The following is a 25385-nucleotide window of genomic DNA, read 5'->3' on the forward strand; positions in this document are numbered from 1 at the left end:
CGGAACGAACCCGGCTATTCCTCCGTCCGGATCAGCACCAGTTCGCCGATCAGCAGGAACAGCAGGAAGGGCGCCCAGGCGGCGAGGAACGGCGGGTAGGCGCCGAGATTGCCCATCGCGAGCGCGAAATTGTCGGCGACGAAATAGGCGAAGCCCAGCGCCATGCCGATCACCGCGCGCACGAACAATCGGCCGGAACGCGCCACGCCGAAGCCGGCGACCGCGCCCAGCAGCGGCATCAGCACCGAGGAGAGCGGGCTCGACAGCTTGTGCCACAGCGCGCCGTCGAGTGCCTTGGTCGGCCGGCCGGCGGCTTCCAGGTCGGCGATCGCCTGGCGCAGCGCCTCGAACGAGAGGCTGTCGGGATCGACGGTCGCGAGCGTGAACTGGTCGGGCCGCACGCCCGAAGCGGCGTGCAGCGTGCCGAGCTGCTCCATCCTGCCGGTGGCGACGGTGAAGCGGGTCGCGCCGTCCACGCGCCACTCGCGCCCATTGAACCGGCCCTGCTTGGCCGTCAGGATCGACAGCAGCCGGCCGCCCTGGCGCTCGTAGACGGTGATGCCGCTCAGCACCGCCGCATTGCCGCGGCCGTCGATGCGATCGACCCGGATCAGGTTGGCGCCGTCGCGCACCCACACGTTGCCGCGGGTGCCGCTGTCGACCGGCAGGGGACCGTAGTCGACCTTTTCCCACTGGGTGAGCGTGGCGGTGGCGCGCGAGACGATGCGGTCGTTGAACAGGAAGGAGATGGCGGCGACCCCCAGGCTCGCGACCAGCAGCGGCGCGAGCACCTGGTGCGCCGACAGCCCCGACGCCTTCATCGAGATGACCTCGCTGTTCTGGTTGAGCTGCATCAGCGTCAGGATCGTGCCGAGCAGCACCGAGAAGGGCAGGAAGCGCGCGATGATCTGCGGCATGCGCATGGACACATAGTGCCAGACCTGCGCGTCGGTGTTGCCGGGATAGGCGAGGATCTTGGCGCTCTCGCTCAAGAGGTCGAGCGCCTGGAGCACCAGCACCAGGGCGGCGAGGATGCCGAAGGTGCGCACCAGGAACAGCCGCACCATGTAGAGCGCGACCGTCTTGGACGGGAAGGGCGAGTTCGCCTTCATGCCCTTTTCTCCCGCCGGCGGCGGCCGGGAAGATAGCGCACCAAGGCTTTCAGCCCCTTGTCGAACATGCGTTCCAGGGCGCCGATCGGCTGGCCGCCGGGCACATGGGCGATCGTATAGTACATCCAGAACACCAGCCCGGCGAAGATCAGGAACGGCCCCCAGAGCGCGATCAGCGGATCCACGCGTCCCAGCGATCCGAAGGCTTCGGCATATTCGTTCACCTTGTGATAGGTGACGATCATCACGATCGAGAGGAACACGCCGAGCGCCGAGGTCGAGCGCTTGGGCGGGACCCCCAGCGCCAGCGCCAGCATCGGCAGCAGGAACATGGTCGCCACCTCCACCAGGCGGAAGTGGAAGTTCGCGCGCGCGCTGGCGCGGGTCTCCGCCGTCTGGCCCTGGTCGCGGCCGATGATCGCGAGCTCCGGCAGCGTGCGCTCCAGGTCGCGGCCGCCGCGCGCGCGGAAGTTGCCGAACTTGGGCAGGTCGATCGGCAGGTCGTGCGAGCTGAAGCTCAGCGTGCGCGGCGTGCGGAAGCCCGGCTGGTCGTGGAGCAGCGTGCCGTTGGTCAGGCGGAAGATAATGGTGTTGGGGTCGTCGGTGGCCAGGAACTGGCCGCGCTCGGCGGTGGCCGCCAGCCAGCCGCCGTTCGGCCGCGCCACCCGCACGAAGATGCCGCGCAGCTCGGCGCCGCCTTCATGGCTCTCCTCGATGCGCAGCGTCATGCGGTTGCCGAGGTTGGTGAACTCGCCGATCTTGATCGACGCGCCGAGCGCGCCCGAGCGCAGCTCGAACCGCAGCCCCTCGTAATTGTAGCGCGCCCAGGGCTGGACGAAGCCGACGATGGTGAGGTTCAGCAGCGCCAGTGCGATCGCGTAGAGATAGGGGGTGCGCAGCAGCCGCCCATAGCTCATGCCGACGCCGCGCAGCACGTCGAGCTCCGACGTGGTGGCGAGCTTGCGGAAGGCGAGCAGCACGCCCAGCATCAGGCCGATCGGGATGCCGAGCCCCAGATATTCCGGCAGCAGATTAGCGAGCATCCGCCACACCACGCTCACCGGGCCGCCCTCGGACGCGACGAAGTCGAACAGCCGAAGCATGCGGTCGAGCACCAGCAGCATCGCCGCGATGATCAGCGTCGAGAACAGCGGCACCGCGATGAGCCGCGCCATGTAGCGATCGATCGACTTCATGCGGGGGGCGATGTGCTTTCGAGGACGGTTGGCGGAATCCCGCAGCTATAGCGGAGGGGCGGGCCTGTGCCAGCCCCTCGATCGGTGTTGGTCCCGCGCAGTCCACCACCCGTCATGCGCATGCGCGGCGCTATCCCACACAATCCCGTATTCCTGCGCAGGCAGGGATCCAAGGTCCGGCAGGGCAACGGCGGGTTGTTCCCGGGGCCCTGGGCTCCTGCCTTCGCAGGAGCACGAGAAGGACTGCCGCCAGGGGGACGCCGTACCCCGGCGGAGGCCGGGGCCCAGTTGGGAAGGTTTGGCGAGGGAGCGCAACGCAACACCCGCCTTCGCACCTGGACCCCGGCCTTCGCCGGGGTACGCGGATGGCTGGGGGGGCGCGGCGCCTTACGCCAGAACGCCCACCGCCCTGCCGGCGGCCTCGAACATGCCCAGCACCTTCTGGATCTGCTCCGGCGTGTGCTCGGCACACAGCGAGCAGCGCAGCAGATAGGTGCCGGCCGGGGTCGCGGGCGGGCGGGCCATGTTGACGTAGAGGCCGCCGTCGAGCAGCGCCTGCCACATCGCCACCGCCTGGGTCTGGTCCTCCAGGATCACCGCGAGGATCGCGGAGTCTGGCGTCTCGGTGCCGAGGCGGAAGCCCATCTCCTTCAGCCCCGCGTGCAGCGTCCGCGCGCTTTCCCACAGCCGGGCGCGCTTTTCGTGGGCGTGCTGCAGCTTGCGGATTGAGACGGCGGCGGTCGCGACCACGCTCGGCGGCAGCGAGGCGGTGAAGATGTACGGGCGGCAGGCAAGCCGGATCGCCTCGAACTTCGGGTGGTTCGACACGCAGAAGCCGCCGACGGTGCCGACCGACTTGGAGAAGGTGCCGACGATGAAGTCGACGTCGCCCTCGCAGCCCTGCGCCTCGTACACGCCGCGGCCGTTGGGGCCATAGAAGCCCATCGAATGCGCCTCGTCGGACAGCACCATCGCGCCATGCTTCTTGGCGACGGCGACCATCTCCTTGAGCGGCGCGACATCGCCGAGCATCGAATAGACGCCCTCCAGCACGACGAGCTTGCCGGCATCCTTGGGCAGACGGCCGAGCCGCTTGTCGAGATCGGCGATGTCGTTGTGACGGAAGCGGACGACCTCGGCATAGCCCTGCTTGCAGCCGTCGTAGATCGAGGCGTGGCTGTCGGCGTCGAGGATGACGTAGTCGCCCTTGCCGGCCAGCGTCGAGATCATGCCGAGGTTGGCCATGTAGCCGGTCGAGAAGACGATCGCGCCCGACACGCCGTAGAAGTCGCGCAGCGCCTGCTCGACTTCCATATGGTCGCGGAAGGTGCCGTTGAGCATGCGGCTGCCGTTGGTGCCCGATCCGAACTGGTCGAGCGCGTCCTTGCCGGCCTGGATCACGTCCGGGTCGAACGTCATGCCCATGTAGTTGTAGGTGCCGAGCAGGATCGTGTCGCGGCCGGCGATCACCGCCTCCGTCGGCGACTTCACCTGCTCCATGACGATCGCGAACGGATCGGTCACGCCGGTGTCGATCAGCGCCTGGCGTTCGGCGATCAGCGCGTCGAACTTGCTCATCAGGTCGCGCTCCGGCGCGGCGGCCGGCGGATCGACGGGGAGCTGGTGCTGGGTGGCGGCGGCTTCGGTCATCTGTGTTTTCCTGGGGACACCATCGGGCGGTTCCGGCGCGCGCCGGCCCGCCCGAACGGCGTTAGTCCTGCTTGAGCTTGGCGACGGCGTCGGTGAGCTGACCGACGGTCTCGATTTCCGCCTGCATGTTCATGGTGATGAGGATGTCGAACTCGTCCTCTACGGCCGCCACGAAGTCCATCACGGTCAGGCTGTCCCATTCGAGGTCGCCGGCAAAGGTGGTGGTCTCGGTCAGCGCCACGCCCTTCTTGTTGAACGGCTCGATCAGGCGGGAGACGGTGTCGAAAATGGCGGCGCGATCGCTCACAGGGGGCGTCCTTTGCAGATGGGGCGGTTCCTGGGCTGCGTGGCGCAGAAATCCGGCACGATTTTGGCGCTCTATAGCAGCCGGTTGGCGCGATACCATGCCGCGGTGGCGGCGAGGCCGTCGGCGGTCGCGATCCGCGGGCGCCACAGCGCTTCGGGCGGGCGCGCGTCGGAAGAGGCGGTCCAGTCGGGATGCGCCATATAGGCGGCGCGGTCCGGGGTGAGCTTTGCCTTGGGCCCGCGCGCCAGCCGGTCGAGGCGCGCGCTCAGCCGCAGCACGCTTGCGGGCACTGACAGCGGGACGACGCGGCGGCCGACGGCGGTGCCGATCGCGCGGGCGAAGCCGGCGTGGGTCCAGGCCCCGGGCGTGCCGTCGTCGGGCTCGTAGACGGTGCGGCCGGGGTCCTCGCCGGCAAGCGCCAGCAGCAGGCGGGCGAGGTCGTCGACGTGGATCAGCGACAGCCGGCCGGCGGGCGGCATCGGCACCACGCCCCACCGGGCGGCGCGGAACAGCTCCAGCATCTCCAGGTCGCCCGGGCCGTAGACGGCGGGCGGGCGTACCATCGTCCAGGCCAGCGGGGAGGCGCGCACCGCATCCTCGGCCCCCGCCTTGGAGCGGCCGTAGAGCGACAGGCCCGGCTCGCGCGCGGCGAGCGAGGAGACGTGGACGAAGCGGCGGATGCCGGCGGCTTGCGTGGCGGACAGGATCGCGCAGGTGCCGTCGACGTTGCCGCGGGTGAAGCCGTCCGGCGTGGGTGCGTTGACGACCCCGGCGACGTGGATCACCGCATCGGCTCCGATCGCCAGCTCGGCGAGCGCGTCCGGCGTGTCGAGTGCGCCCGCCACCCAGGTGACGCCCGCCTGCGGCGGCTGCGGCCGGCGGGTGAGCGCGCGGACGCTGTGCCCGGCCTCCCGCGCGAGCGCGAGGGTACGGCGGCCGACGAAGCCGGTGGCGCCGGTGAACGCAAGGACGCTCATGCGACCACCATATGGTTGCGGTGGACCAGCGCGGTGCGCGGCGCGTGCCCCAGGATTGCCTCGAGTTCGTCGCTGCGGCGGCCGACGATGCGCACCGCCTCCTCCGCGTCATATTCGCTCAAGCCGCGGGCGACCGGCTGGCCGGCCTCGTCCAGGATCATCACCAGGTCGCCGCGCGCGAACCGCCCTTCGACGCGGGTGGCACCGGCCGGCAACAGGCTGCGCCCGTCCTGGAGCGCGGCGGCAGCGCCGGCGTCGATGTGGATGGTGCCGCCGGCGACGAGCCGCCCCTGCAGCCAGGCCTTGCGCGCGGGCTGGGCAGGGCGGGCGACGAACACGGTGCCCCGCCCGCTGTCGGCGAAGCGCGACAAGGGACGCTCGACCCGGCCCGATGCGATGGCGAGGTGCGCGCCCGCCGCGGTCGCGATCCGGGCCGCCTGCACCTTGGACACCATGCCGCCCGATCCCATGCCGGAGGCGGAGCGGGTGTCGGCCATTGCCTCCACCGCCGCATCGATCCGCTCCACCCGCTCGATGAAGCGCGCATCCGGATCATGGGTGGGATTGCGGTCGTAGAGCCCGTCGATGTCGGACAGCAGCACCACGCCGTCCGCATTCGCTGCCTGGCCGACGCGCGCGGCGAGCCGGTCGTTGTCGCCGAAGCGGATTTCTTCGGTGGCGACGCTGTCGTTCTCGTTGACCACCGGCACGACGCCTAGCGTCAGCAGCCGGCCGAGCGTGGCGGCGACGTTCAGGTAGCGGCGGCGCTGCTCCAGGTCGTCCAGCGTCACCAGCAGCTGTGCGGCCGTGAGCCCCCGGTCGCCGAGCAGCTCGGCCCAGGCGCCCGAAAGCGCGATCTGCCCGGTGGCAGCGGCCGCCTGCGCATCCTCCAGGCTGGCACGGCCGCCCTTGGGCAGCCCCAACCGCCGGGCGCCGAGCGCGATCGCGCCGGAGGAGACGACGATCACCTGCTGGCCGGCGGCGTGGCGCTCGGCGATGTCGGCGATCAGGCCGCCCAGCCAGTCGCGCCGGATCGCGCCGCCGGCGTCGACCAGCAGCGCGGACCCGACCTTGACCACCAGGCGCGGGCAGGCGGCGGGGGCGAACAGCGACATGGGATCAGGCGCGCGTCAGATCGGCGACCATTCGATCGGGTCCTCGCCCTCGTCGCTGTCCTCGACCTGCTTGTTTTCCGGATCCATCAGCTCGATCAACTGGTCGAGCACCCAGTCGACGCCGACGCCGCTGGCCCCCGACATCGGGATCACCGGCGCGCCGCTCGCCTCTTCCAGCTCGGCCGAAAGTGCTGCGATCAGCTCGTCGTCCAGCGTGTCGATCTTGTTGAGCACGACGATCACGCGCTTGTCGGTGAGGCCCGCGCCATAGTTCTCGAGCTCGTCGCGCACGATCCGATAGCTTTCGGCCACGTCCGCATCATTGGCGTCCACCAGGTGCAGCAGCACGCGGCAGCGCTCGATGTGCCCCAGGAAGCGGTCGCCGATGCCCGCGCCCTCGGCCGCACCCTCGATCAGGCCGGGGATGTCGGCGATCACGAACTCGCGCATCTTATGGCTGACCACGCCCAGCTGCGGGCGGGTGGTGGTGAAGGCATAGGCACCGACCTTGGCCTGGGCGTTGGTGACGGCGTTGATGAAGGTCGACTTGCCCGCGTTGGGAAGGCCGACCAGACCGACGTCGGCCAGCAGCTTCAGGCGCAGCCACACCCACGCCTCGGCACCCGGCCAGCCGGTGCCGTGCTGGCGCGGCGCGCGGTTGGTCGAGGTCTTGTAGCTGGCGTTGCCGCGGCCACCGTCGCCGCCGCGCAGGAACACCTCGCGCTGGCCGGCGCGGGTGAAGTCGAGCAGCACGGTCTCCTTGTCCTCGGCGAGGACCTGGGTTCCCACCGGCACCTGGATGACCAGATCGTCGCCGCCGCCGCCGGTCTTGTTCGAGCCCGAACCGCCCTTGCCACGCTGGGCTCGGAAATGCTGGGTGTAGCGAAAGTCGATCAGCGTGTTGAGACCGGGAACGGCTTCGAACACGATGTCGCCGCCCTTGCCGCCGTCGCCACCGTCGGGGCCGCCATATTCAATGAACTTTTCGCGGCGGAAGCCGACGGCACCGGGGCCGCCCGTTCCGGAGCGCACGAAAATCTTGGCTTGATCGAGAAAATGCATGGCGCCGCTTTACGTGCGCGCGGGGCTTTTATCCACCGTCGCGTTCAGGTCGCCGTAGGAGGACAGCAGCCGCTGGCGGGCGAGCGCGCGGGCACGGTCGCGCGGCAGGCCCAGCGCCTTGGCCATGGCGCCGCCGAGCAGCGCGTCGCCGAGCGCGATCAGGACGAGGTGCAGCGTCTCGTCGGCAAGCGGCAGGTCGCCCAGGCCGGAGTCGGTCGCCAGCGTGTCGACCAGGCGATGGATCGCGTCCAGCACCGGATCGAGCAGCTGGTGGTTGCCCGACAGGATCATCCAGCTGGCAAGCGCGCCGGCACCCTGGTGGCCGAAGGCGTCGAAGGTGAGGTCCACCACCTCGGTCGGATCGCCCTTGCTGCGCGCCCGCAGCGCCGCCGCGCCGATCTCGGCAGTGATGGTGGCGGCCATGCGCTCGACCAGCGCCTCCTGCAGCCCGGCCGCCGAGCCGAAATGGTGGAGCAGGTTCGCATGGGTGCGGCCGATCCGCGCGGCCACCGCCTTCAGCGTCACGCTTTGCGGGCCGCTTTCGACCAGCAGCGCGCGGGCGGCGTCGAGCGCCGCCTCCCGCGATTGCGCCGACGACAGGCGCCGGCGTGTTATTGACATGGGTGTAAGTAGTACATAGCTCCTTCTGATTGGAGGATTTTCATGACGAAGGCAAAGACTCCCGCCGACCTGACGATCACGCCGCGCGACCTGCGCTTCGGGCGCGGGCAGGCGCGCCGGCGCTGGTGGCTGAACGACGATCCCATCGGGACCGCGCTGTTCAACGCGCTGTCGGTGACCTTCCCCAAGGGGGAGGCGTTCTTCATCGAAAGCGTGCGGCGCTTCCGCGAGGGCGTGTCGCCGCGGCTGGCCGGGGAAATCGCCGCCTTCACCCGCCAGGAGGCGATCCACACCCGCGAGCATGTCGCGTTCAACCGCCACGTCACCGAACAGGGCTATGACGTGTCGCGGCTGGAGGCGCGGGTGGACGAGGAGCTGGCGATCGCCCGCAGCCGGCCGCCGAGCGTGTCGCTGGCCGCGACCCTGTGCCTCGAGCATTTCACCGCGATCCTGGCGCACGCGATCCTCGCCGATCCCCGCCACCTGGAAGGCGGCGACCAGAGCGCTGCGGACCTGTGGCGCTGGCACGCGATCGAGGAGATCGAGCACAAGGGTGTCGCCTATGACGTGTGGATGCACGCTACCCGCGACTGGAGCCGCTGGCGGCGCTGGATGGTGAAGGCGCATGCGATGCTGATCGTCACCGCCCGCTTCCTGAGCGGCCGCACCCGCGGCATCCTCGACCTCCTGGAGCAGGACGGGCTGAAGGGCGCGGGCGTGAAGTGGCGGCTGTTCCGCTATGCGTTCGTCCGGCCCGGCGTCGCGCGCAGCCTGGTGCGGCCGTGGATCGCCTTCTTCCTGCCGGGCTTCCACCCCTGGAACCACGACGATCGCGCGTTGATCAACAAGGCCGACAGCGAGTTCGCGGCGGCGCGGCCGGCGGTGGCGTAGGGCGAGATCCCTTCCCAATACCCGTTCGCCTCGAGGTGCCGTCGAGCTTGTCGAGACGGCGTATCGAGAGGCCGGTTGTTGCGGCTCTCTCGGTACGGGCTCTCGACAAGCTCGACGACTACTCGAGACAAACGGGGTGGGAGCGGGAGAAGGGTCGGAGCCCACTGGCACCCCGCCCGCCGATGCGGCATGGCAGGGCCATGCGCACCATCTCGCACGATGTCGCCGTCCGGCTCTACCACCTCGACGACGAGGGTGGGGTCGCCACCACCATCCTCTACGGCACGTTGGCCGAGGCGCTGGCGCGCGCGGCGGCCGAGCCGGAGGACATCCAGGCCGGGCTCTACCTCCAGACCAGCAACGACGTGGTGTCGTACCTGGATTACTGCGAGGGCTGAGGCGCGGCCATGCACCTGATCGCCGAGGCCATCCTGCTGTCCGTGCGCGGGCATGGCGAGCATGGCGCGGTGGTGCGGGCGTTGACCGCGCGTTCGGGGGTGCAGCCGGGCTACGTCCGCGGCGGGCGCTCGCGGGCGCTGCGCCCGGTGCTCCAGCCGGCCAATCTCGTGCGCGGCGAATGGCGCGCGCGCACCGAGGAGCAGCTGGCCGGGCTGACGGTGGAGCTGGTGCACAGCCGCGCGCCCCTGTTCGCCGAGCCTTTGGCAGCCGCCGCGATCGAATGGGCGTGCGCGCTGACCGCCACCGCGCTGCCGGACGGACTGCCCTATCCGCGGCTGCATGCGGCGCTGTCGGCAGTGCTCGACGCGGTGGAGGCGGCGCCGGCGGCGCGTGGCTGGGCGGCGGCGCTCGCCCGCTACGAACTGCTGGTGCTGGCGGAACTCGGCTTCGGTCTCGACCTGGAGCGCTGCGTCGCGACCGGCACGGCCGAGGACCTCGCCTTTGTGAGCCCCAGGAGCGGCGGCGCCGTCAGCCGCGCCGCGGCGTCGGGCTATGAGACCCGGCTGCTGCCGCTGCCTGCCTTCCTGCGCGAAGGAGGCGAGGCGGACTGGCCCCAGCTGTTCGACGCGCTGCGGCTGACCGGGCATTTCCTGGAGCGCGACGTGCTGGTCGGACGCGGCGCGGAGGCGCTGGCGGCGCGGCAACGACTGGTCGAAAGGCTCAAAAGGGCGGTTGCGTGAGCGGGGCGGCTGGGCCAATCCCCGCAGCGCCAAGCGAAAGGAGTGGAATGTCGCTGATCGCCTTGCTGCCCGGAGACGGGATCGGACCGGAAGTTATCGCCCAGGCACGCCGTGTGCTCGAGGCTCTGTCGCTTGACCTGAGCTTCGAGGAAGCGCCCGTCGGCGGCGCCGCCTATCTCGAGAAGGGCCATCCGCTGCCGCCCGAGACGCTGGCGCTCGCCAAGCGCGCCGATGCGGTGCTGTTCGGCGCGGTCGGCGATCCCCGCTTCGATGCGGTCGAGCGCGCGTTCCGGCCCGAGCAGGCGATCCTGGGCCTGCGCCGCGAGCTGGGGCTGTTCGCCAACCTGCGCCCGGCCAAGCTGTTCCCCGGCCTGGAAGACGCCTCCGCGCTCAAGCCCGAGGTCGCGGGCGCGATCGACATGGTGATCGTGCGCGAGCTGAACGGCGACGTGTACTTCGGCGAAAAGGGCCGGCGCACCACGATGGACGGCCTGCGCCAGGGCTATGACCTGATGAGCTACAACGAGCGCGAGGTGGAGCGGATCGCCCGCGTCGGCTTCGAGACCGCCCGCGTGCGCAAGAAGCGGCTCTGCTCGGTCGACAAGGCCAATGTGCTGGAGACCAGCCAGCTGTGGCGCGACGTGGTGAAGAGCGTCGCGACCGAATATCCGGACGTGCACCTGACGCACATGTACGTCGACAACGCCGCCATGCAGCTGGTGCGCAACCCGGGCCAGTTCGACGTGATCGTCACCGGCAACCTGTTCGGCGACATCCTGTCCGACCAGGCGAGCATGTGCGCCGGCTCGATCGGCATGCTGCCCTCGGCCGCGCTCGATACCGGCAAGAAGGGCCTGTACGAGCCGATCCACGGATCGGCGCCCGACATCGCCGGCCAGGGCAAGGCCAATCCGTGCGCGACGATCCTGTCGGCGGCGATGATGCTGCGCTACTCGCTCGACGACGAGGTTTCGGCCGAGCGGATCGAGCGCGCGGTCGCGGGGGCGCTGACCGCGGGTGTGCGGACGCCCGACCTGGGCGGCACCGCCACCACCGCCGAGATGGCCGACGCGGTCCTGGCCCGGCTGGCGTGAACCTGGCGCTCGCGCTCGCGGTCGTCGTCCCGGTCTTCAACGAGCGCGCCAATGTGGCGCTGCTCGTGGAGAAGCTGGCGGCGGCGCTCGCAGGCCGGGCGTGGGAAGTGATCTTCGTCGACGACGACAGCCCGGACGGGACCGCGGAGGCCGCACGCGCGCTGGCGGCGACGGACTCCCGGGTGCGGGTGATCCAGCGGATCGGCCGCCGCGGGCTCTCGACCGCGTGCATCGAGGGGATGTGCGCCACCGCCGCGCCGGTGGTGGCGGTGATCGACGGCGACCTCCAGCATGACGAGACGCTGCTGCCGCGCATGCTCGACGCGCTGGAGGGCGACGCGGACCTCGACCTGGTGATCGGGTCGCGCTTCGTGGACGGCGGCGGCACCGGGGAGTGGGACGCCGATCGTGTCGCCAAGTCCGCCTTCGCCACCAGGCTGTCGCGCCGGCTGCTGAAGGCCGATCTGTCCGACCCGATGAGCGGATTCTTCATGATCCGAACGCCGCTGGTGCGGGCGCTGGTGCCGTCGCTGTCGGGGATCGGCTTCAAGATCCTGCTCGACATCGTGACGGCGAGTCCGCGACCCCTGCGCTTCGTGGAGCTGCCCTATGTGTTCCGCACGCGCGTGGCCGGCGAGAGCAAGCTCGACCATGTCGTGGCGCTCGAATATCTGATCGCGCTCTACGACCGCATGTTCGGGCGGATCGTGCCGGTGCGCTTCGTGCTGTTCTCCGCGATCGGCGCGGCGGGCGCGGCGGTGCACCTGGGGCTGCTGGCGCTGCTGCTGGAACTGGCGCCGATCGGCTTCGTCGCCGCCACCATCCTGGCGACGGTCGCGGCGATGACGTTCAACTTCTTCCTCAACAACGCGCTCACCTATCGCGACCGCCGGCTGAAGGGCGCGCGGGCGCTGCTCGACGGCTGGGTGTCCTTCTGCCTCGTGTGCGCGGTGGGGGCGGTCGCCAACGTCGGGGTCGCCGCCTTCCTCTATGACGTGCGCGGCGGCGCCTGGGCGGTGCCGGCGCTGGCGGGCGTGCTGGTGGGCGCGGTTTGGAACTTCGCGCTGTCGAGCCGCTTCACCTGGGGACGCTACGGCCGCAGGCCGGCGGCGTGAGGCATCGGTCGGATCGACATCCCTCCTTTCCCGCTTGTCTCGAGTAGGGATGGAGCTTGTCGAGAGCCCGTATCGAGAGAGCCGCAACCGCCGACCTCTCGATACGCCATCTCGACGAGCTCGATGGCTACTCGAGGCGAACGGATAAGGGGAAATGGCGCAACGCCTGCGCTGAACGTCGCTTCACCGCCAGCTGTCGAACCACATCCAGCGGTTGAACGCGCCCGGCCCGTCCAAGGGCGCGGCGCTCAGGATCGGCCAGAAGTGGAAGAAGGCGAACAGCGCCGCGAACAGGAAGATCTCGTCCAGGTAGCGGCGCCGGCTCTGCGGCCAGGCGTGAAAGGCCGCGGCGATCGCCACGCACAGGAAGATGCCCGACAGGTGGTAGTAATAGAAGAAGCCGAGCGACTTGGGGATCGCCGCCCAGATCGCCAGCGACGCGACCCACAGCAGCCCGGCCCCCCCGATCGCGGACGAGCGCCGGCGTAGCCCCGCCCACAGGCACGCCGCCACCGCGACCAGGCCGCCGTACCAGATCACCGGGTTGCCGATCAGCAGCACGCCGCGCTGCACGCCCCCGTCGGGCTCGTAGAAATACCAGATCGGGCGGACCAGCAGCGGCCAGCTCCACCAGTCCGACTGATAAGGATGCGGCGGCAGCAGCTGCGTCTGGCGCTCGTACATATAGCGCTGGAACGGGATCAGCTCGCCCAGCGTCATCGGATCGAGGCGGTAGAAGAAGGCCGGCAGGAAGGTGAGGAAATAGGTGGCGATGCTCGCCAGCCCCAGCACCAGCACGGCGGCGATCGCGTGGACGCCGGGGAAGTAACGGTCGCGGTCGCGCCACTTGGTCCACAGGATCAGCAGGCAGGCCAGGGCGACATAGGGCGCCGCCACCCATTTGGTGCCCACCGCCAGGCCGAACAGCACCCCCGACAGCAGCAGCCGCGGCCACACGCGCCCGCGCGGCGCCCGCATCGCCCATAGCAGGGCGGCGATCGCGCAGGTCACGAACGCGCCCAGAAACCCCTCCAGCATCGCGATCCGCGCCTGGATGTAGACGGTCTGGTTGAGCAGCACGAACACGGCGCCCAGCACCGCGATGCGGGCGCGCCCGAACAGCAGCCACAGGATCGCGAACACGCCCAGCACCGTGGCCGTCCCGGCCAGCGTCGACAGCGCCCGCCAGCCGATCGGATTGTCGCCGAACAGGCGGATGCCGAGGCCGATCAGTTCCTTTGCGACCAGCGGATGCTCGGTGTTGGCTGGCTCCGCCAGCGCCCAGAGCGTGCGCGCGGCCGGGACATAGTGGATCTCATCGAACGTCAGCACCGACGGCGCACCCAGCCGATAGCAGAACAGCAGCTGCGCGGCCGCGCCGATCAGCAGGGCCAGGGTCCACGGGCGATCGCGCAGGCGGGAGAGCATGGCCGTGCTGATAGGTCGGAAGCGCCGCCGGGGATAGGGCGTGCAGCGCGGCGCGGCGTACCTCCGGAGCGGAGCATCGGGCCTGCCCCAAATGCTTGCACGGCTCGCCTCAAGGGAGCAAAGCGAGCGCCATGAAGCGTACCACCGGACAAGACCGCACGATCACCCGCAACTGGCGCCCGGCGACGCAGGCCGTGCGCGGCGGCACCGCCCGCAGCGAGTTCGGCGAAACCTCCGAGGCGCTGTTCCTGACCTCGGGCTATTGCTACGACAAGGCAGGCGACGCCGCCGCACGCTTTGCGGGCGAGCAGCAGGGGATGACCTATTCCCGCCTGCAGAATCCGACCGTGGAGATGCTGGAGGAGCGCATCGCGCTGCTGGAAGGGGCCGAGGCGTGCCGGACGATGGCGTCGGGCATGGCGGCGATGACCGCGGCGCTGCTTTGCCAGCTGCAGCAGGGCGATCATGTCGTTGCCGGCCGCGCGCTGTTCGGATCGTGCCGCTGGCTCACCGACACGCTGCTGCCCAAGTTCGGCATCGAGACGACCGTGGTCGACGCGCGCGACGCGCAGCAGTTCGCCGACGCCGCGCGGCCCAACACCAAGGTCTTCTTCTTCGAGACGCCGTCCAACCCGACCATGGACGTGGTCGACCTGAAGGCGGTGTGCGGCATCGCGCGCGAACGCGGCATCGTCTCGGTCGTCGACAACGCCTTTGCCACCCCGGCGCTGCAGCGGCCGATGGAGTTCGGCGCCGACGTCGTCGCCTATTCCGCGACCAAGATGATGGACGGGCAGGGCCGCGTGCTCGCCGGTGCGGTGACCGGCACCAGCGCCTTCATCAACGACGTGCTGCTGCCCTTCACCCGCAACACCGGCCCGACGCTGTCCGCGTTCAACGCCTGGGTGGTGCTCAAGGGCCTGGAGACGCTGGACCTGCGAATCCGCCGCCAGAGCGAGAATGCGCTCGCGGTCGGCCGCTTCCTGGAAACGCGCGTGCCGCGCATCAACCATCCGGGCCTTCCCAGTCATCCGCAGCATGCGCTGGCGATGGCGCAGATGGATGCGGCCGGCCCGATCTTCTCGTTCGAGGTCGACGGCGGCCGCACCCAGGCGCACGCGCTGCTCGACGCGCTGGCGCTGATCGACATCAGCAACAACATCGGCGACTCGCGCTCGCTGATGACGCACCCGGCCTCCACCACCCATGCCAGTGTGGCCGAGGACAAGCGCGTCGAGATGGGCATCGGCGAGGGGCTGTTGCGCCTCAACGTCGGGCTCGAGGATCCGCAGGACCTGATCGAGGATCTCGACCAGGCGCTCACCGCGGCGGGGCTGTGAAGGCGTTCTTCCCCTATGTGGCCGAGACGCGCGGGATCACCGTGCGCGTCTCCGTCAGTTATCTGGCCGAACAGTCGGAGCCGGCGCAGGCGCGCTGGTTCTGGGCCTATCACATCCGCATCGAGAACAACGGCGAGCGCGCCGCCCAGCTGCTGACCCGCCACTGGATCATCACCGACGGCCGCGGCGAGCGCCACACGGTGGAGGGCGAGGGCGTCGTCGGCGAACAGCCGCTGATCCTGCCGGGCGCCAGCTACGACTATGTGTCCGGCTGCCCGCTCTCCACCCCCACCGGATCGATGCAGGGTAGCTATCACATGCTCGACACCGACGGCGCCGCGTTCGACGTGGCCATCCCCAAGTTCGCGCTCACGGCACCGGCGGTGGGCGCGTGAAGCGGACGCACCTGCCGCTGAATGGCCTGCGCGTGCTGGATGCGGCCGCGCGCCACCTGTCCTTCACCCGCGCCGCCGACGAGCTGGCGGTGACGCCGGCAGCGGTCGGCCAGCAGGTTCGCGCGCTGGAGGACACGCTGGGCGTGGTGCTGTTCCGCCGCACCACCAAGGGGCTGGAGCTGACACCGGAAGGCGAGGCGGGCTTGGCGGCGCTGCGCGACGGCTTCCTCCAGTTCGAGGAGGCGGTGCGCGCCATGCAGGCGGGCCAGTCGTCCAAGTCGCTGACGGTCGCGGCGCCGCGCGACCTGACCCAGAAGTGGCTGATGCCCAAGCTCGCGGAGATCGCGCGTACCGATCGCGAGCTCCGCTTCGTGCTGGTCGCCGCCGACGAGGCCGTCGAGTTCACCGAGGCGAACCTTGACCTGGCGATCCGCTGGGGCGAGGGGCCGGGCGTGCACGAGGGTGAGGCGCTGGAGTCGGAGGGGCTGGTGACGGTCGCCGCGCCCGGTTTCGGCACCGACACCGTGATCGGCTGGCCGGGTTGCCCGGGTGGCGAGGCGCAGGCGCTGGTGCAGGTCGCCGATGCCGGCCTCGCGATCGATGCGGCTGCCGCCGGGCTGGGGCGCACGACCGTGCCGGAGCTGCTCGCGCGGGCCGATCTGGCCGCCGGCCGGGTCGTGGCGCTGGGCGAGGCGCAGGCGGGGCGGGAGGGCTATTGGCTGGTCGCCCCGCTGCCGCAGTGGCGCCAGAAGAAGGTCCGGGCACTGGTCGAGGCGCTGGGCGCGTGAACCCGGTGCCGCCGGCATTGCCGGTGCTGGAGACGCCGCGGCTGCGGCTGCGCGCGCTCGAAGCCGCCGATGCGGAGGCGCTGCACCCGACGCTCTCCGATCCCGCCAGCATGACCTGGTGGTCGCATCCGCCAATGGAGAGCCTGGCGGAGACGCGCGCGCACCTGGAGCGCAACGCCGCCGCCCCCGACTGGCGCAGTTGGGTGTTCGCGCCGCGAGAAGGCGGGCCCGCGATCGGCTTCGTCGCCGTCGGCGAGAAGCGCAACGGCGCGTGCGAGCTCGGCTACATGATCGCCCGCGAGCATCGGGGCTCGGGGTTGGCGCGCGAGGCGGTGTCGGCCGTGCTCGACCAGCTCTTCGCCAGCGAGGGCCGCCGCCGCGTGTTCGCGGACACCGATCCCGACAACATGGCCTCGCGCGCGTTGCTGGGACGCTTGGGCTTCACGCTGGAGGGCCGCCTGCGCGCCGAGTGGGAAACCCACATCGGCATCCGCGACAGCCTGATCTACGGCCTACTGCGCGAGGAGTGGCTGAGCAGGCCGCCGCGGGACTAGCAGGCGCGCGCCGGCCGGGGAGGGGACGAGGCATGACGGCGATAGTTGCACTGCTGCTGTTGCTGGGCGCGTCCCCGCCTGTGCAGCCTCCGCCGATCCACGGGATTTGGGAGACCGCCTGCCTGCCGATTGGCGAAAACGGCCGGCACGGCGTCGTCACGCGCGTCACCCTCACGCATCGGCGATTGCAGGCCGTGTCCCAGGTCTATGAGACCCGCGCGTGCGACGTTCCAACGTTCAAACTCCACTTCCGGGGCACGCTCTTGCCCGTGCAGGTGGACGGCGGGCGGTGGCTCCTGCGCCACCATGTTCGCGCGATCACCCTGACACCGCAGGCCGCGGCAGTCGTCGCACAGTACAATCGTGCCGACAGCCCCTCCTCCGGCTGCGGGATGAAGGGCTGGAAGCTCGGTGTGGCGCGGTCGGTGGCGGGACGTCGCTGCGCCCCGATCGACTTCGCCCCGCTCGGGACCCTGCTCTACGACGCGGCCTGGACCGACGGGGAAGAGCTCCGCTTCGGCGCCTTTCCGGAGGCCTGGAGCAACCGCTCTGCCGGGCAGCGGCCGACCCGGCCGCTGCCGCAGAGCTTCCGCCGGGTGCGCTGAAGCAATCGCCTAAAGGGAAGCCAAATCGATTTCGGCGTTGCGGTCCAGCCAGTTGTCGGCCGGCGGCATCGGGTACTTCAGCCCCGTCGCGCAGTTGAACAGGACCGTGCGCTCCTCCGGGTCGACGAGCCCGTCGGCGAGCGCCTGGCGGTAGGCCGCAAGCGTCGCGCCGCCCTCGGGGCAGAGCAGCAGGCCGTCCTTGCGCGCCGCCTCGTCCACCGCAGTGAGGATGGCGGGATCGCCGACCGCAAGCGCGCGGCCGCCCGATTCGCGCACCGCCCGCAGGATCAGGAAGTCGCCCACCGCGCGCGGCACGCGGATGCCCGCGGCGACGGTGGCGGCGTCCTCCCAGCGCTCGGCATGGTCCACGCCCGCCTCGAACGCGCGCACGATCGGCGCGCAGCCGGACGCCTGCACCGCGTACATGCGGGGCCGCTTCGAGCCGATCCAGCCGAGCCGCTCCATTTCGTCGAACGCCTTCCACATGCCGATCAGGCCGGTGCCGCCGCCGGTGGGATAGAAGATCGCGTCGGGCAGCTCCCAGCCGAACTGGGCGGCGAGCTCCAGCCCCATCGTCTTCTTGCCCTCGATCCGGTACGGCTCCTTGAGCGTTGAGAAGTCGAACCAGCGGCCTTCCGCGGCGCCGCGGGCGACGATCGCGCCGCACTCGTCGATCTGGCCGTTGACCCGCCAGACGCGCGCGCCCTGCGCCGCGATCTCGCGGACGTTCACCTCCGGCGTCTCCTCCGGGCAGAGCACCACCGTCTCGATGCCGCAGCGCGCCGCATAGGCGGCGAGCGCCGCGCCGGCATTGCCGTTGGTCGGCATCGCGATGCGGGTGACGCCCAGCTCGCGCGCCATCGCCACCGCCATCACCAGCCCGCGCGCCTTGAACGATCCGGTGGGGAGCCGCCCTTCGTCCTTGACGATCGCACCAGGGCCGCCCGAGCGGGGGATCGGCACCAGCGGCGTCTCGATCTCGCCCAGCGACACGATGCTCGCGGTCCGGCGCACCGGCAGCAGCTCGCGCCAGCGCCAGAGGTCGGTCGGGCGCGCGGCGATCGCATCCCGTGACACCGCCTGCCCGAGCGCCTCCAGCTCGTAGCGGACGAGGAGCGGCCGACCGACCCGGGAGAGGCCGTGCAGCCGGTCGGCTTCGTAGCGCTCGCCCGTCATCGAGCATTCGAGGTGGCTGACGAAGGTCGGCCGGTCGCGGTGCAGATTCTCGTTCACCCCGCCTGCTTAGACCGCGCGGCGGCGGGCTGTCACGCGTCCGGGGGCGGGCCGTCGCGCACGACCCGCCCCTCGATCAGGCTGCGAGCGGCGGCGCGTCGAAGCGGTCGGGCAGGGCCGGGCTCCCCGCGCGCCGGCGGGTGTAGTGCACGGCCGGGAGGTCGCTCCCCCGCGCGCGGCAATGGGCGAGGGCCTGCTCCCCGGTCGGGCGGAAGTCCAGCTTGCGCAGCACGCGGCCGGAGGCGGGGTTGTCGAGGAAGTGGCGCGCGGACACCTCCGGGATCCCGAGCGTGTCGGCGATCGCGAGCAGCGCCCGCGCCGCCTCGGTCGCATAGCCGCGGCCCCAGGCGTCGGGTGTGATCCAATAGCCGAGCTCGTGCCCGCCCTCGTCGCCCCGGTGGAGGCCGGCGCCGCCCACCAGGCGGATGTCGTCGCCCTCGTGCGCGAACACCAGCAGCGCGGGGGTGCGCGGGGCCTGCGGCGTGCGCAGAAACGCCTCGGCATCGCCCAGCGCATAGGGCCAGGGCATGCGGCTGGTGTTGCGCGCGACGGCTTCGTGGCCCGCGGCGCGGGCGAGCTGAGGGGCATCCTCGGCCCAGCCGGGCCGCAGCGTCAGGCGTTCGGTACGGGCGAACATGTGCGCTCTCCTCTTGCGCGGGCGCCTACGCCGTCTTGATGACAGCGCCGCGACCATTTCGGGCAGAGGGAGCAAGAAAAAAGGGAGCCGGGGCGGACCCGTCTCCCTTGTTGGCTGGTCCCGCTGGATGCGGGACCCGGGTCGCCCTGGTGGGCAACCCGGTTGGTCGCCCTATTTATTCAGCCGCAATCGCCGGCATGTCGACCGAGCAGAATTTACGGCCGAGCTTGCCCTCGCGGAACGACACGCGGCCGTCGACGAGCGCGAACAGGGTGTGGTCCTTGCCCATGCCGACGTTGACGCCCGGGTAGAACTTGGTCCCGCGCTGGCGCACGATAATGTTGCCGGCGACCACTTCCTGGCCACCGAACTTCTTCACGCCGAGGCGACGGCCTGCCGAATCGCGACCGTTGCGCGAAGAGCCGCCTGCTTTCTTATGTGCCATGGTTCAAACTCCTCGTGTTCGCGCTCAGGCGGCTGCGCTGTCGTCAGCGCGGCTGTCGCCGATCGCGGTGATCTTCAGGATGGTGTGCTGCTGGCGATGGCCGTTCTTGCGGCGATAGTTATGGCGGCGACGCTTCTTGAAAACGATCACCTTCTCACCCTTCGCCTGGGCGACGATCTCGGCGGAGACCGTGAGGCCCTCGACCGACTTCAGCTCGCTGCCCTCGCCGGCGAGCAGAACGTCGCCCAGGGTCACGTTGCTGCCGGCGTCGCCGTCCAGCTTTTCAACGACGATCTTGTCTCCGGCGGCGACGCGATACTGCTTGCCGCCCGTGCGCACGACTGCGAACATGGCCCTCATCACTTCCCAAAAGCATGTGCCCGCGCAGGGAAGCCCGGCGCAGGAGAGAGGGCGAGCTAGGCGAGCCCGGCCCTTGTGTCAAGGCTGATCGCCCGCAAGGGGCCACGCAGGAGGGTGCGGGGCAGGCGGGAGGGGGCCGTTAGCGCCGCCCGCGGGCCGAGACAAGCCCTGCGCGACTCGGACGCGAATCACTCGGGAATGGAGGGGCTTCCCGTGGCCGCGCGCCGGGTCGTGGCCTAGCCTGTCCCCGGAAGCGAGGAACGGGGGCGCGGATGGGTGCGGGCGATCTGGTGGCGGCGGTGCGGGTCCGATGGCGGCTGGTGGTGCTGGTCGCGGCGGCGGTGCTGCTGCTGGTCGCCGGCTGGACGGTCGCCCAGCCGCGACTCTACCGCGCCTCTGCATCGGTGCTGTTCAACGTCGCCCAGTCCGATCCGCAGAGCATGGCCGGCGACGCGCCGCAGAGCAGCAACGCCCTGCTCGCGACCCAGGGCGACGTGCTGCGCAGCATGCGGGTGGCGCAGGACGTGGCGGCGCGGCTGGGCGGGGCGGCGGGCGGTGGCACGGACGCGGCCGGGCTGGAGCGTGCGGCCGCGTCCCTGCGCGCCCGCGTCAGCGTCACCAATGCGAAGGCCAGCAACGTGATGATCGTCAACGCGGAGGATCGCGATGCCGAGCGGGCGGCGCGCATCGCGAACGCCTTTGCCGAAGCCTATCTCGCCAGGGTGCCGCAGCTGCGGGCGGTCGCCGCGCAGGGCTATTCGAGCTGGCTGGAGCGCCGCACCCGCGACGTGCGCGAACGGCTCGAGACGGCGCAGCAGGCGCTGGCCCGCTACCAGCAGCAGCGCGGGTTGGTGGGCGCCGGCCGCTTCGACCTGGATGCGGAGGCGCTGCGGACGCTGAACGCGGAACTCGCCCAGGCGGAAGGTGCCGCTGCCGAGGCGCAGTCGCGCGCCGGCTCCCGCAGCGTGCCCGAGGTGGCGTCCGACATGGCCGTGCAGCAGCTGCGCACCAGCGTCGCGGCGCAGGCGGGGCGCGTGGCCGAACTCTCCCGCACGCTGGGGCCGAGCCATCCGGACATGCAGGCCGCGACCGCGCAGCTGACGGCGCTCCAGGGGCAGCTGTCCGCCGCGATCGGCAGCGCGGCCGAGTCGGTGGAGGCCGCCAGCACCGCCTCCCGCCGGCGGGAGGCGAGCGTCCGCGCGCGGCTCGCGGCGCGGGAGCAGGCGATGATCGCCGGCTCCGACGACCAGAACCGGCTCACCGTCCTCCAGCGCGACGTCGATGCCGCGCAGCAGACCTACGACCAGATGCGTCGCGAGATCGGGCAGCAGTTCGTGCGCAGCCAGGCGAGCCAGGCCAATGCCAGCCTGCTCGATCGCGCCGACCCGCCGGGTCTTCCCTACAAGCCCAACCTGCCGTTGATGCTGGTGCTGGGAACGGTGCTGGGCATCGCCGTCGGGCTCGCCACCGTGATGGGGCTCGAGTTCCTGGAGCCGCGCATCCGGACCGACCATGGCGTGGAACTGGCCACGGGCGCCCCGGTGATCGCGCTGGGCTAGGAGGAACCCGCGACTCTGCGTGCCCGAACCCAGGCGCCTGCGCGCATCGGCCCATGCATCCCGGAGTTCGGAAACCCCGCGCAGCCGAGAACCGCACGCGAGCCTGCTTCCCGGTCGTGACCTTCCCCGGCCAGGCCTTGGCAACCCGCCCGCGCCGTACTCCCGTAGGGCGGGAGTCCAGGTCCCCAGGCGCCTCCATCGCGGCTCCGCCTGTTCCCGGGGCCGCGTCGCGGCGTGCCGGCGGCGGGAGGGCTCGACGGCCCCCATCGCTGCCCTGGGGCGCGTCCTGCCGGGCAGCAGGAACCCTGCGCCCGCGCGGCTTCCGCTGGCGTTCACCCCGGCCCGCGCGGCCGGATGCCCTTCGCCATTGTTCGTTGGATCAACCCCGGCTTGGTCTGGTAGAAGCGGGCAGGTGCACCGGCGCGAACGCAGATGCGAGTCCACCCTTTCGCGCGCACGGCATCGAGACCGCTCGTGTTGAACGGTTGCGGCGGAGGGTTGGTGACATGGGGACGCGCATAAAGGTTCTTGCCGCTTGCTGGATCGTCGCAAGCGCGGTGCTGCTGAGCGGGATATCGCAACGAATAGGGGGGCTTGCCGACGCCGGGTTCCTCAAGGAGCAGGTCGCGAGCGTGCGCAACCTGACCCTGTCTCCTTCGATCGAGATCTCCGTCGAGGTCACGTTGAACCTGGCGCGGTGATCTTGCGCTTCGCCGTTCGCGGCGGTCGCGTGCGGCACGGGACTCGCGAACCCGTCGGACCTCGGCGTGTCGGCTGGTTCGGGAAGCGCGCGGGCTTGTCCCTGGAAGAGCCGGCCGCGCGGGCGGCCTGAGTGCCGCCGGAAGGGACGCATCGCGGGTGCTGGGGAGCTCCGGCATCCCGGCCGCCGCCTGCGTTCCTCGCCCGCGCCCGAGCGGGAGCGCCGCAACAGTGACCCTGCCGTGCCAGCGCCGGGCCGAGGCGCATCTCGCTGCAGGGAAGGCGATGCCGCTTCTGCCCGGGTAGTGACCATCGCAGCGATCCTTCGCCACCGACGCCGGCGCGCCGATCCGCTCCCCGGAGGGGCTCCTGCTCCTCCCGCGAAGGCCGCAGGTCCGCTTTCGGCCACGCGCCGCGACGCGCCTTTCCTACCGGAGATCGGGCGCGGTACACGCTTTGCGCCCTTCAGGAGGCGGAAGTGGTGCTGGACCGAGACCCTCATCCCATTGCCGGTTTTCTCGCGGTCCACGGCCGCCGCGCGGACGCTTCGCGGCGAGTGCGCGACGCCCGTTCCTGGACTAACTTTCGACTAACTTTCCGCGTTCGCAAGGGGGCGGCCGGAGGGGTCCGGCCGGCCTTGCGCGGCGTGCCGGATGTGCCGCCGTCCGGAACGCTTGTCCCGGCAGCCCGTTGTTTCCGTCCTGCCACCCCCCGGCAGATCAGGGAAGGAAACCGCGTGCGCATGACCGACACACCCCCGGTGCTGGATGCGTCCGCCTTCGATCCTCCGCCCAATTCGCAGGGCTTCTATACGGATTCGCTCCGGCTGCTGGGCGAATCGGGCGTGCCCTATCTGCTGTCGGGCACCTATGCGCTCAGCTGCCACACCGGCATCATCCGCCCGACCAAGGACATGGACGTGTTCTGCAAGGCGGGCGATGCGCCGCGGCTGCTCGCCTGGTTCAAGCAGCACGGCTATGCAATCGAGGTCGAGGACGACCGCTGGATCGGCAAGGTCTGGCAAGGCGAGCATTTCTTCGACGTGATCTACAACCTGTCCTCGGCCAGCATCCCGGTGACCGAGGACTGGTTCCGCGACACCTATGAGGTGGAGATCTACGGCAGCGTCGTGCCGGTGACGCCGCCGACCGAGTTCATCCTGTCCAAGCTCTTCATCCAGGACCGCTATCGCTATGACGGTGCCGACGTGGCGCACGTCATCCTGAAGAAGCATGACGAGATCGACTGGAAGCGGCTGCTGGCGGCCATGGAGCTGCAGTGGGAAGTGCTGCTGATCCACCTGCTCAACTTCCGCTTCATCTATCCGACCGAGCGGGACTGCGTGCCGCGCTGGCTGTTCGACGAGCTGATCGACCGCGCCCGGCTCCAGGCGGACCTGCCGCCGGCGAACGTGAAGGTGTGCCGCGGCCGGCTGCTGAGCCCGCGCGACTATCTCGTCGACATTTGTGATTGGGGCTTCGCCGACGTGGTCGGCAAGGGACTTGAGGAGCAGCATGAGCGAAAAGCCTGAGCGCATCGTCCTCGCCGCGACCGGCGACCTGCACGTCAACGACGCTGACGCCAACCGCTACCGCGACCTGTTTGCGGAGATCTCCGAAAAGGCCGACGTGCTGGCGCTGACAGGCGACCTCACGAACTTCGGCCGGACGCGCGAGGCCGAGAACCTGGCCGAGGACCTGCGCCACTGCACGATCCCGGTAGTCGCCGTGCTCGGCAACCACGATTACGAATGCGGCCAGCCCGAAGAGGTGGTGCGCATCCTCCAGGGCGCGGGCGTGACGGTGCTCGACGAGCAGGCGGTGGAGATCGCCGGGGTCGGCTTTGCCGGGGTGAAGGGCTTTGTCGGCGGGTTCGATCGCGCCGAACTGGGCGCGTTCGGCGAAAAGGCGATCAAGGACATCGTCGATGAATCGCTGGGCGAGGCACGCAAGTTGGAAAACGCGCTGCGGACGCTGCGTACCGACCGGGCGGTGGCGCTGCTCCATTATTCCCCGGTGGCGGCGACCGTTGAAGGCGAGCCCAAGGAGATCTGGCCGTTCCTCGGTTCCTCGCGCCTGGCCGATGCGGTCGACCGCTTCGACAACGTCCGGCTGGTGCTGCACGGCCATGCGCACCGCGGCAGCTATGAGGGGCGCACCCGGCGCGGCATCCCCGTCTACAACGTCGCGCAGTTCGTGCTGACCGAGCAGTTCGGCAAGCCGTACGTGCTGTACGAGGTCTAGCGGAGCGTCGCTTATCCGACCCGCGGGCCGGGCCGGCCCAGCCCCATGCGGGCGAGCTCGCGCTGGCGGTCGACGAACTGGTGCTTGAGGGCGCCGGCGACGTGCAGCAGCAGCAGCGCGAGCAGGATCCAGGCGCCGATGGCGTGGAAGGTCTCGATCCGCTCGTGCACTGCGCGCTGTTCCGGCACCCCTTCGGGCGTGCGGCCGAGTTCCTGGACCGGGCCGATCATCGGCAGCGGGAACAGGCCCCAGATCTCGGTCGGGCCGCGCTTGCGCGGGGGTTGGCCGCCGCCCTTGCCCTCGCCGGCAGGGCCGCCGCGTGAGCTCGTGTCGGGCTTGAGCGTGGGTGCGGGGGGCGGGCCCGGCGGGTTTTCGGCAGCCCAGGCCGCGCCCGCCGAATCGGCCGGCGGATTGGCCGAGATCATCGCCCAGCCGGAGAAGGGCATCAGCAGCATGGCGGCGTAGAGCAGGAGATGGACAGCGTTGGCGAGCCGCTTCTCCCACCGCGCCATGGGCAGGAAAGGCGGCGGGCGGTGGGTGAGCCGCCACCCGACCAGGACGACCGTCAGCACCAGGATGGTGATCCCCGACGAGACATGGAAGGCGAAGAAGCCGCGGGGCAGCACCGGACGCAGCAGACCGGAGGTGAGATTGTAGAGGATCAGCGCGGCGATCGCCCAGTGCAGCGCGATCGCGACATTGGCGTAGCGCAGCCGCCGGCGCGCCATCCTGTCGTAGGTGTCGACCCCCATGCGGACCCACTCCTCTAAACCTGCGTTAACCTGTCCCTCGGCGGCGGCCGGGTCAAGCGCTCGAACGC

Annotated in this window: 28 protein-coding genes; 14 read left to right on the forward strand and 14 right to left on the reverse strand. The window is 70.6% G+C overall.

What is annotated here, in order from left to right; all coding sequences use genetic code 11:
- Window positions 1–14: 14 nt before the first annotated feature.
- From lptG to EO081_RS10590, 8 genes are all read right to left on the reverse strand, one after another.
- Window positions 15–1112 (reverse strand): LPS export ABC transporter permease LptG, encoded by a 1098-nt coding sequence (lptG, locus tag EO081_RS10555; RefSeq protein WP_240697635.1) that lies wholly within the window; start codon window positions 1110–1112, stop codon window positions 15–17.
- Complete coding sequence (gene lptF, locus EO081_RS10560) at window positions 1109–2308, reverse strand: LPS export ABC transporter permease LptF (RefSeq protein WP_183947932.1); 1200 nt, start codon at window positions 2306–2308, stop codon at window positions 1109–1111. The genes lptG and lptF overlap by 4 nt, the downstream gene beginning before the upstream one ends.
- Before the next feature lie 387 nt (window positions 2309–2695).
- Window positions 2696–3958, reverse strand: a complete 1263-nt coding sequence (spt, locus tag EO081_RS10565; protein ID WP_129341897.1) for a serine palmitoyltransferase — start codon at window positions 3956–3958, stop codon at window positions 2696–2698.
- A 61-nt stretch (window positions 3959–4019) separates the two neighbouring features.
- Window positions 4020–4265 (reverse strand): acyl carrier protein, encoded by a 246-nt coding sequence (locus tag EO081_RS10570; RefSeq protein ID WP_125958999.1) that lies wholly within the window; start codon window positions 4263–4265, stop codon window positions 4020–4022.
- A 71-nt stretch (window positions 4266–4336) separates the two neighbouring features.
- Entirely contained in the window at window positions 4337–5242 is a 906-nt protein-coding gene (locus EO081_RS10575) for an NAD-dependent epimerase/dehydratase family protein (RefSeq protein WP_129341898.1), read from the reverse strand.
- Window positions 5239–6357 carry a glutamate 5-kinase gene (proB, locus tag EO081_RS10580; RefSeq protein WP_129341899.1) on the reverse strand — a complete coding sequence of 373 codons (1119 nt, stop codon included), beginning with the start codon at window positions 6355–6357 and terminating at the stop codon, window positions 5239–5241. Before proB ends, EO081_RS10575 begins: the two co-directional genes overlap by 4 nt.
- A 15-nt stretch (window positions 6358–6372) precedes the next feature.
- Window positions 6373–7419, reverse strand: a complete 1047-nt coding sequence (gene obgE / locus EO081_RS10585; protein WP_129341900.1) for a GTPase ObgE — start codon at window positions 7417–7419, stop codon at window positions 6373–6375.
- Between the two features lie 9 nt (window positions 7420–7428).
- Window positions 7429–8040: a TetR/AcrR family transcriptional regulator gene (locus EO081_RS10590; protein WP_129341901.1), complete on the reverse strand. Its 612-nt coding sequence runs from the start codon at window positions 8038–8040 to the stop codon at window positions 7429–7431.
- 42 nt (window positions 8041–8082) lie between these two features.
- Between EO081_RS10590 and EO081_RS10595 the strand changes: the two genes are divergently transcribed.
- The 5 genes from EO081_RS10595 (at window position 8083) to EO081_RS10615 (ending at window position 12279) form a co-directional block, all read left to right on the forward strand.
- Window positions 8083–8931 (forward strand): metal-dependent hydrolase, encoded by an 849-nt coding sequence (locus EO081_RS10595; protein WP_129341902.1) that lies wholly within the window; start codon window positions 8083–8085, stop codon window positions 8929–8931.
- Window positions 8932–9131: 200 nt separating this feature from the next.
- Window positions 9132–9329 (forward strand): hypothetical protein, encoded by a 198-nt coding sequence (locus EO081_RS10600; protein WP_129341903.1) that lies wholly within the window; start codon window positions 9132–9134, stop codon window positions 9327–9329.
- A 9-nt stretch (window positions 9330–9338) separates the two neighbouring features.
- The gene (gene recO, locus EO081_RS10605; RefSeq protein ID WP_129341904.1) at window positions 9339–10070 is read left to right on the forward strand and encodes a DNA repair protein RecO; all 732 of its coding nucleotides are present in this window, start codon (window positions 9339–9341) and stop codon (window positions 10068–10070) included.
- 47 nt (window positions 10071–10117) lie between these two features.
- On the forward strand, window positions 10118–11164 hold the full coding sequence (gene leuB / locus EO081_RS10610) for a 3-isopropylmalate dehydrogenase (RefSeq protein WP_129341905.1): 1047 nt from the start codon (window positions 10118–10120) through the stop codon (window positions 11162–11164).
- Window positions 11161–12279 carry a glycosyltransferase family 2 protein gene (locus tag EO081_RS10615; protein ID WP_129341906.1) on the forward strand — a complete coding sequence of 373 codons (1119 nt, stop codon included), beginning with the start codon at window positions 11161–11163 and terminating at the stop codon, window positions 12277–12279. Before leuB ends, EO081_RS10615 begins: the two co-directional genes overlap by 4 nt.
- A 183-nt stretch (window positions 12280–12462) precedes the next feature.
- Here EO081_RS10615 and EO081_RS10620 read toward each other — a convergent pair whose 3' ends face one another.
- Window positions 12463–13707 carry a phospholipid carrier-dependent glycosyltransferase gene (locus tag EO081_RS10620; protein ID WP_129341907.1) on the reverse strand — a complete coding sequence of 415 codons (1245 nt, stop codon included), beginning with the start codon at window positions 13705–13707 and terminating at the stop codon, window positions 12463–12465.
- Between the two features lie 131 nt (window positions 13708–13838).
- Here EO081_RS10620 and EO081_RS10625 point away from each other — a divergent pair, with 131 nt between their 5' ends.
- From EO081_RS10625 to EO081_RS10645, 5 genes are read left to right on the forward strand one after another with little or no spacing between them, the layout of a single operon-like run.
- Window positions 13839–15047 (forward strand): trans-sulfuration enzyme family protein, encoded by a 1209-nt coding sequence (locus EO081_RS10625; RefSeq protein ID WP_129341908.1) that lies wholly within the window; start codon window positions 13839–13841, stop codon window positions 15045–15047.
- Window positions 15044–15442: a Co2+/Mg2+ efflux protein ApaG gene (apaG, locus tag EO081_RS10630; protein ID WP_129341909.1), complete on the forward strand. Its 399-nt coding sequence runs from the start codon at window positions 15044–15046 to the stop codon at window positions 15440–15442. The genes EO081_RS10625 and apaG overlap by 4 nt, the downstream gene beginning before the upstream one ends.
- Entirely contained in the window at window positions 15439–16230 is a 792-nt protein-coding gene (locus EO081_RS10635) for a LysR family transcriptional regulator (RefSeq protein WP_129341910.1), read from the forward strand. The genes apaG and EO081_RS10635 overlap by 4 nt, the downstream gene beginning before the upstream one ends.
- Window positions 16227–16784 carry a GNAT family N-acetyltransferase gene (locus tag EO081_RS10640; protein WP_183947930.1) on the forward strand — a complete coding sequence of 186 codons (558 nt, stop codon included), beginning with the start codon at window positions 16227–16229 and terminating at the stop codon, window positions 16782–16784. Before EO081_RS10635 ends, EO081_RS10640 begins: the two co-directional genes overlap by 4 nt.
- Before the next feature lie 32 nt (window positions 16785–16816).
- Window positions 16817–17389: a hypothetical protein gene (locus tag EO081_RS10645; RefSeq protein ID WP_129341911.1), complete on the forward strand. Its 573-nt coding sequence runs from the start codon at window positions 16817–16819 to the stop codon at window positions 17387–17389.
- Window positions 17390–17398: 9 nt separating this feature from the next.
- Here EO081_RS10645 and EO081_RS10650 read toward each other — a convergent pair whose 3' ends face one another.
- From EO081_RS10650 to rplU, 4 genes are all read right to left on the reverse strand, one after another.
- The gene (locus tag EO081_RS10650) at window positions 17399–18622 is read right to left on the reverse strand and encodes a threonine synthase (RefSeq protein WP_183947929.1); all 1224 of its coding nucleotides are present in this window, start codon (window positions 18620–18622) and stop codon (window positions 17399–17401) included.
- 76 nt (window positions 18623–18698) lie between these two features.
- Window positions 18699–19259, reverse strand: a complete 561-nt coding sequence (locus EO081_RS10655) for a GNAT family N-acetyltransferase (RefSeq protein ID WP_129341912.1) — start codon at window positions 19257–19259, stop codon at window positions 18699–18701.
- A 175-nt stretch (window positions 19260–19434) separates the two neighbouring features.
- On the reverse strand, window positions 19435–19704 hold the full coding sequence (gene rpmA / locus EO081_RS10660) for a 50S ribosomal protein L27 (RefSeq protein ID WP_129341913.1): 270 nt from the start codon (window positions 19702–19704) through the stop codon (window positions 19435–19437).
- A gap of 24 nt (window positions 19705–19728) precedes the next feature.
- Window positions 19729–20055, reverse strand: a complete 327-nt coding sequence (gene rplU, locus EO081_RS10665; RefSeq protein WP_125958982.1) for a 50S ribosomal protein L21 — start codon at window positions 20053–20055, stop codon at window positions 19729–19731.
- Between the two features lie 281 nt (window positions 20056–20336).
- Between rplU and EO081_RS10670 the strand changes: the two genes are divergently transcribed.
- The 4 genes from EO081_RS10670 (at window position 20337) to EO081_RS10685 (ending at window position 24565) form a co-directional block, all read left to right on the forward strand.
- A complete protein-coding gene (locus tag EO081_RS10670; protein ID WP_129341914.1) occupies window positions 20337–21623 on the forward strand; it encodes a GumC family protein in 1287 nt (428 codons plus the stop codon).
- Between the two features lie 506 nt (window positions 21624–22129).
- Entirely contained in the window at window positions 22130–22324 is a 195-nt protein-coding gene (locus tag EO081_RS10675) for a hypothetical protein (protein ID WP_129341915.1), read from the forward strand.
- A 740-nt stretch (window positions 22325–23064) separates the two neighbouring features.
- Window positions 23065–23853 carry a nucleotidyltransferase family protein gene (locus tag EO081_RS10680; RefSeq protein ID WP_129341916.1) on the forward strand — a complete coding sequence of 263 codons (789 nt, stop codon included), beginning with the start codon at window positions 23065–23067 and terminating at the stop codon, window positions 23851–23853.
- On the forward strand, window positions 23837–24565 hold the full coding sequence (locus tag EO081_RS10685) for a metallophosphoesterase family protein (RefSeq protein WP_129341917.1): 729 nt from the start codon (window positions 23837–23839) through the stop codon (window positions 24563–24565). Before EO081_RS10680 ends, EO081_RS10685 begins: the two co-directional genes overlap by 17 nt.
- Window positions 24566–24576: 11 nt before the next feature.
- Here the strand turns inward: EO081_RS10685 and EO081_RS10690 are convergent, their stop codons facing one another.
- Complete coding sequence (locus tag EO081_RS10690; protein WP_129341918.1) at window positions 24577–25317, reverse strand: cytochrome b; 741 nt, start codon at window positions 25315–25317, stop codon at window positions 24577–24579.
- Window positions 25318–25385 lie beyond the last annotated feature (68 nt).

Source organism: Sphingomonas desiccabilis (assembly GCF_004135605.1).
In the GTDB taxonomy this organism is placed as follows: Bacteria; Pseudomonadota; Alphaproteobacteria; order Sphingomonadales; family Sphingomonadaceae; genus Sphingomonas; species Sphingomonas desiccabilis.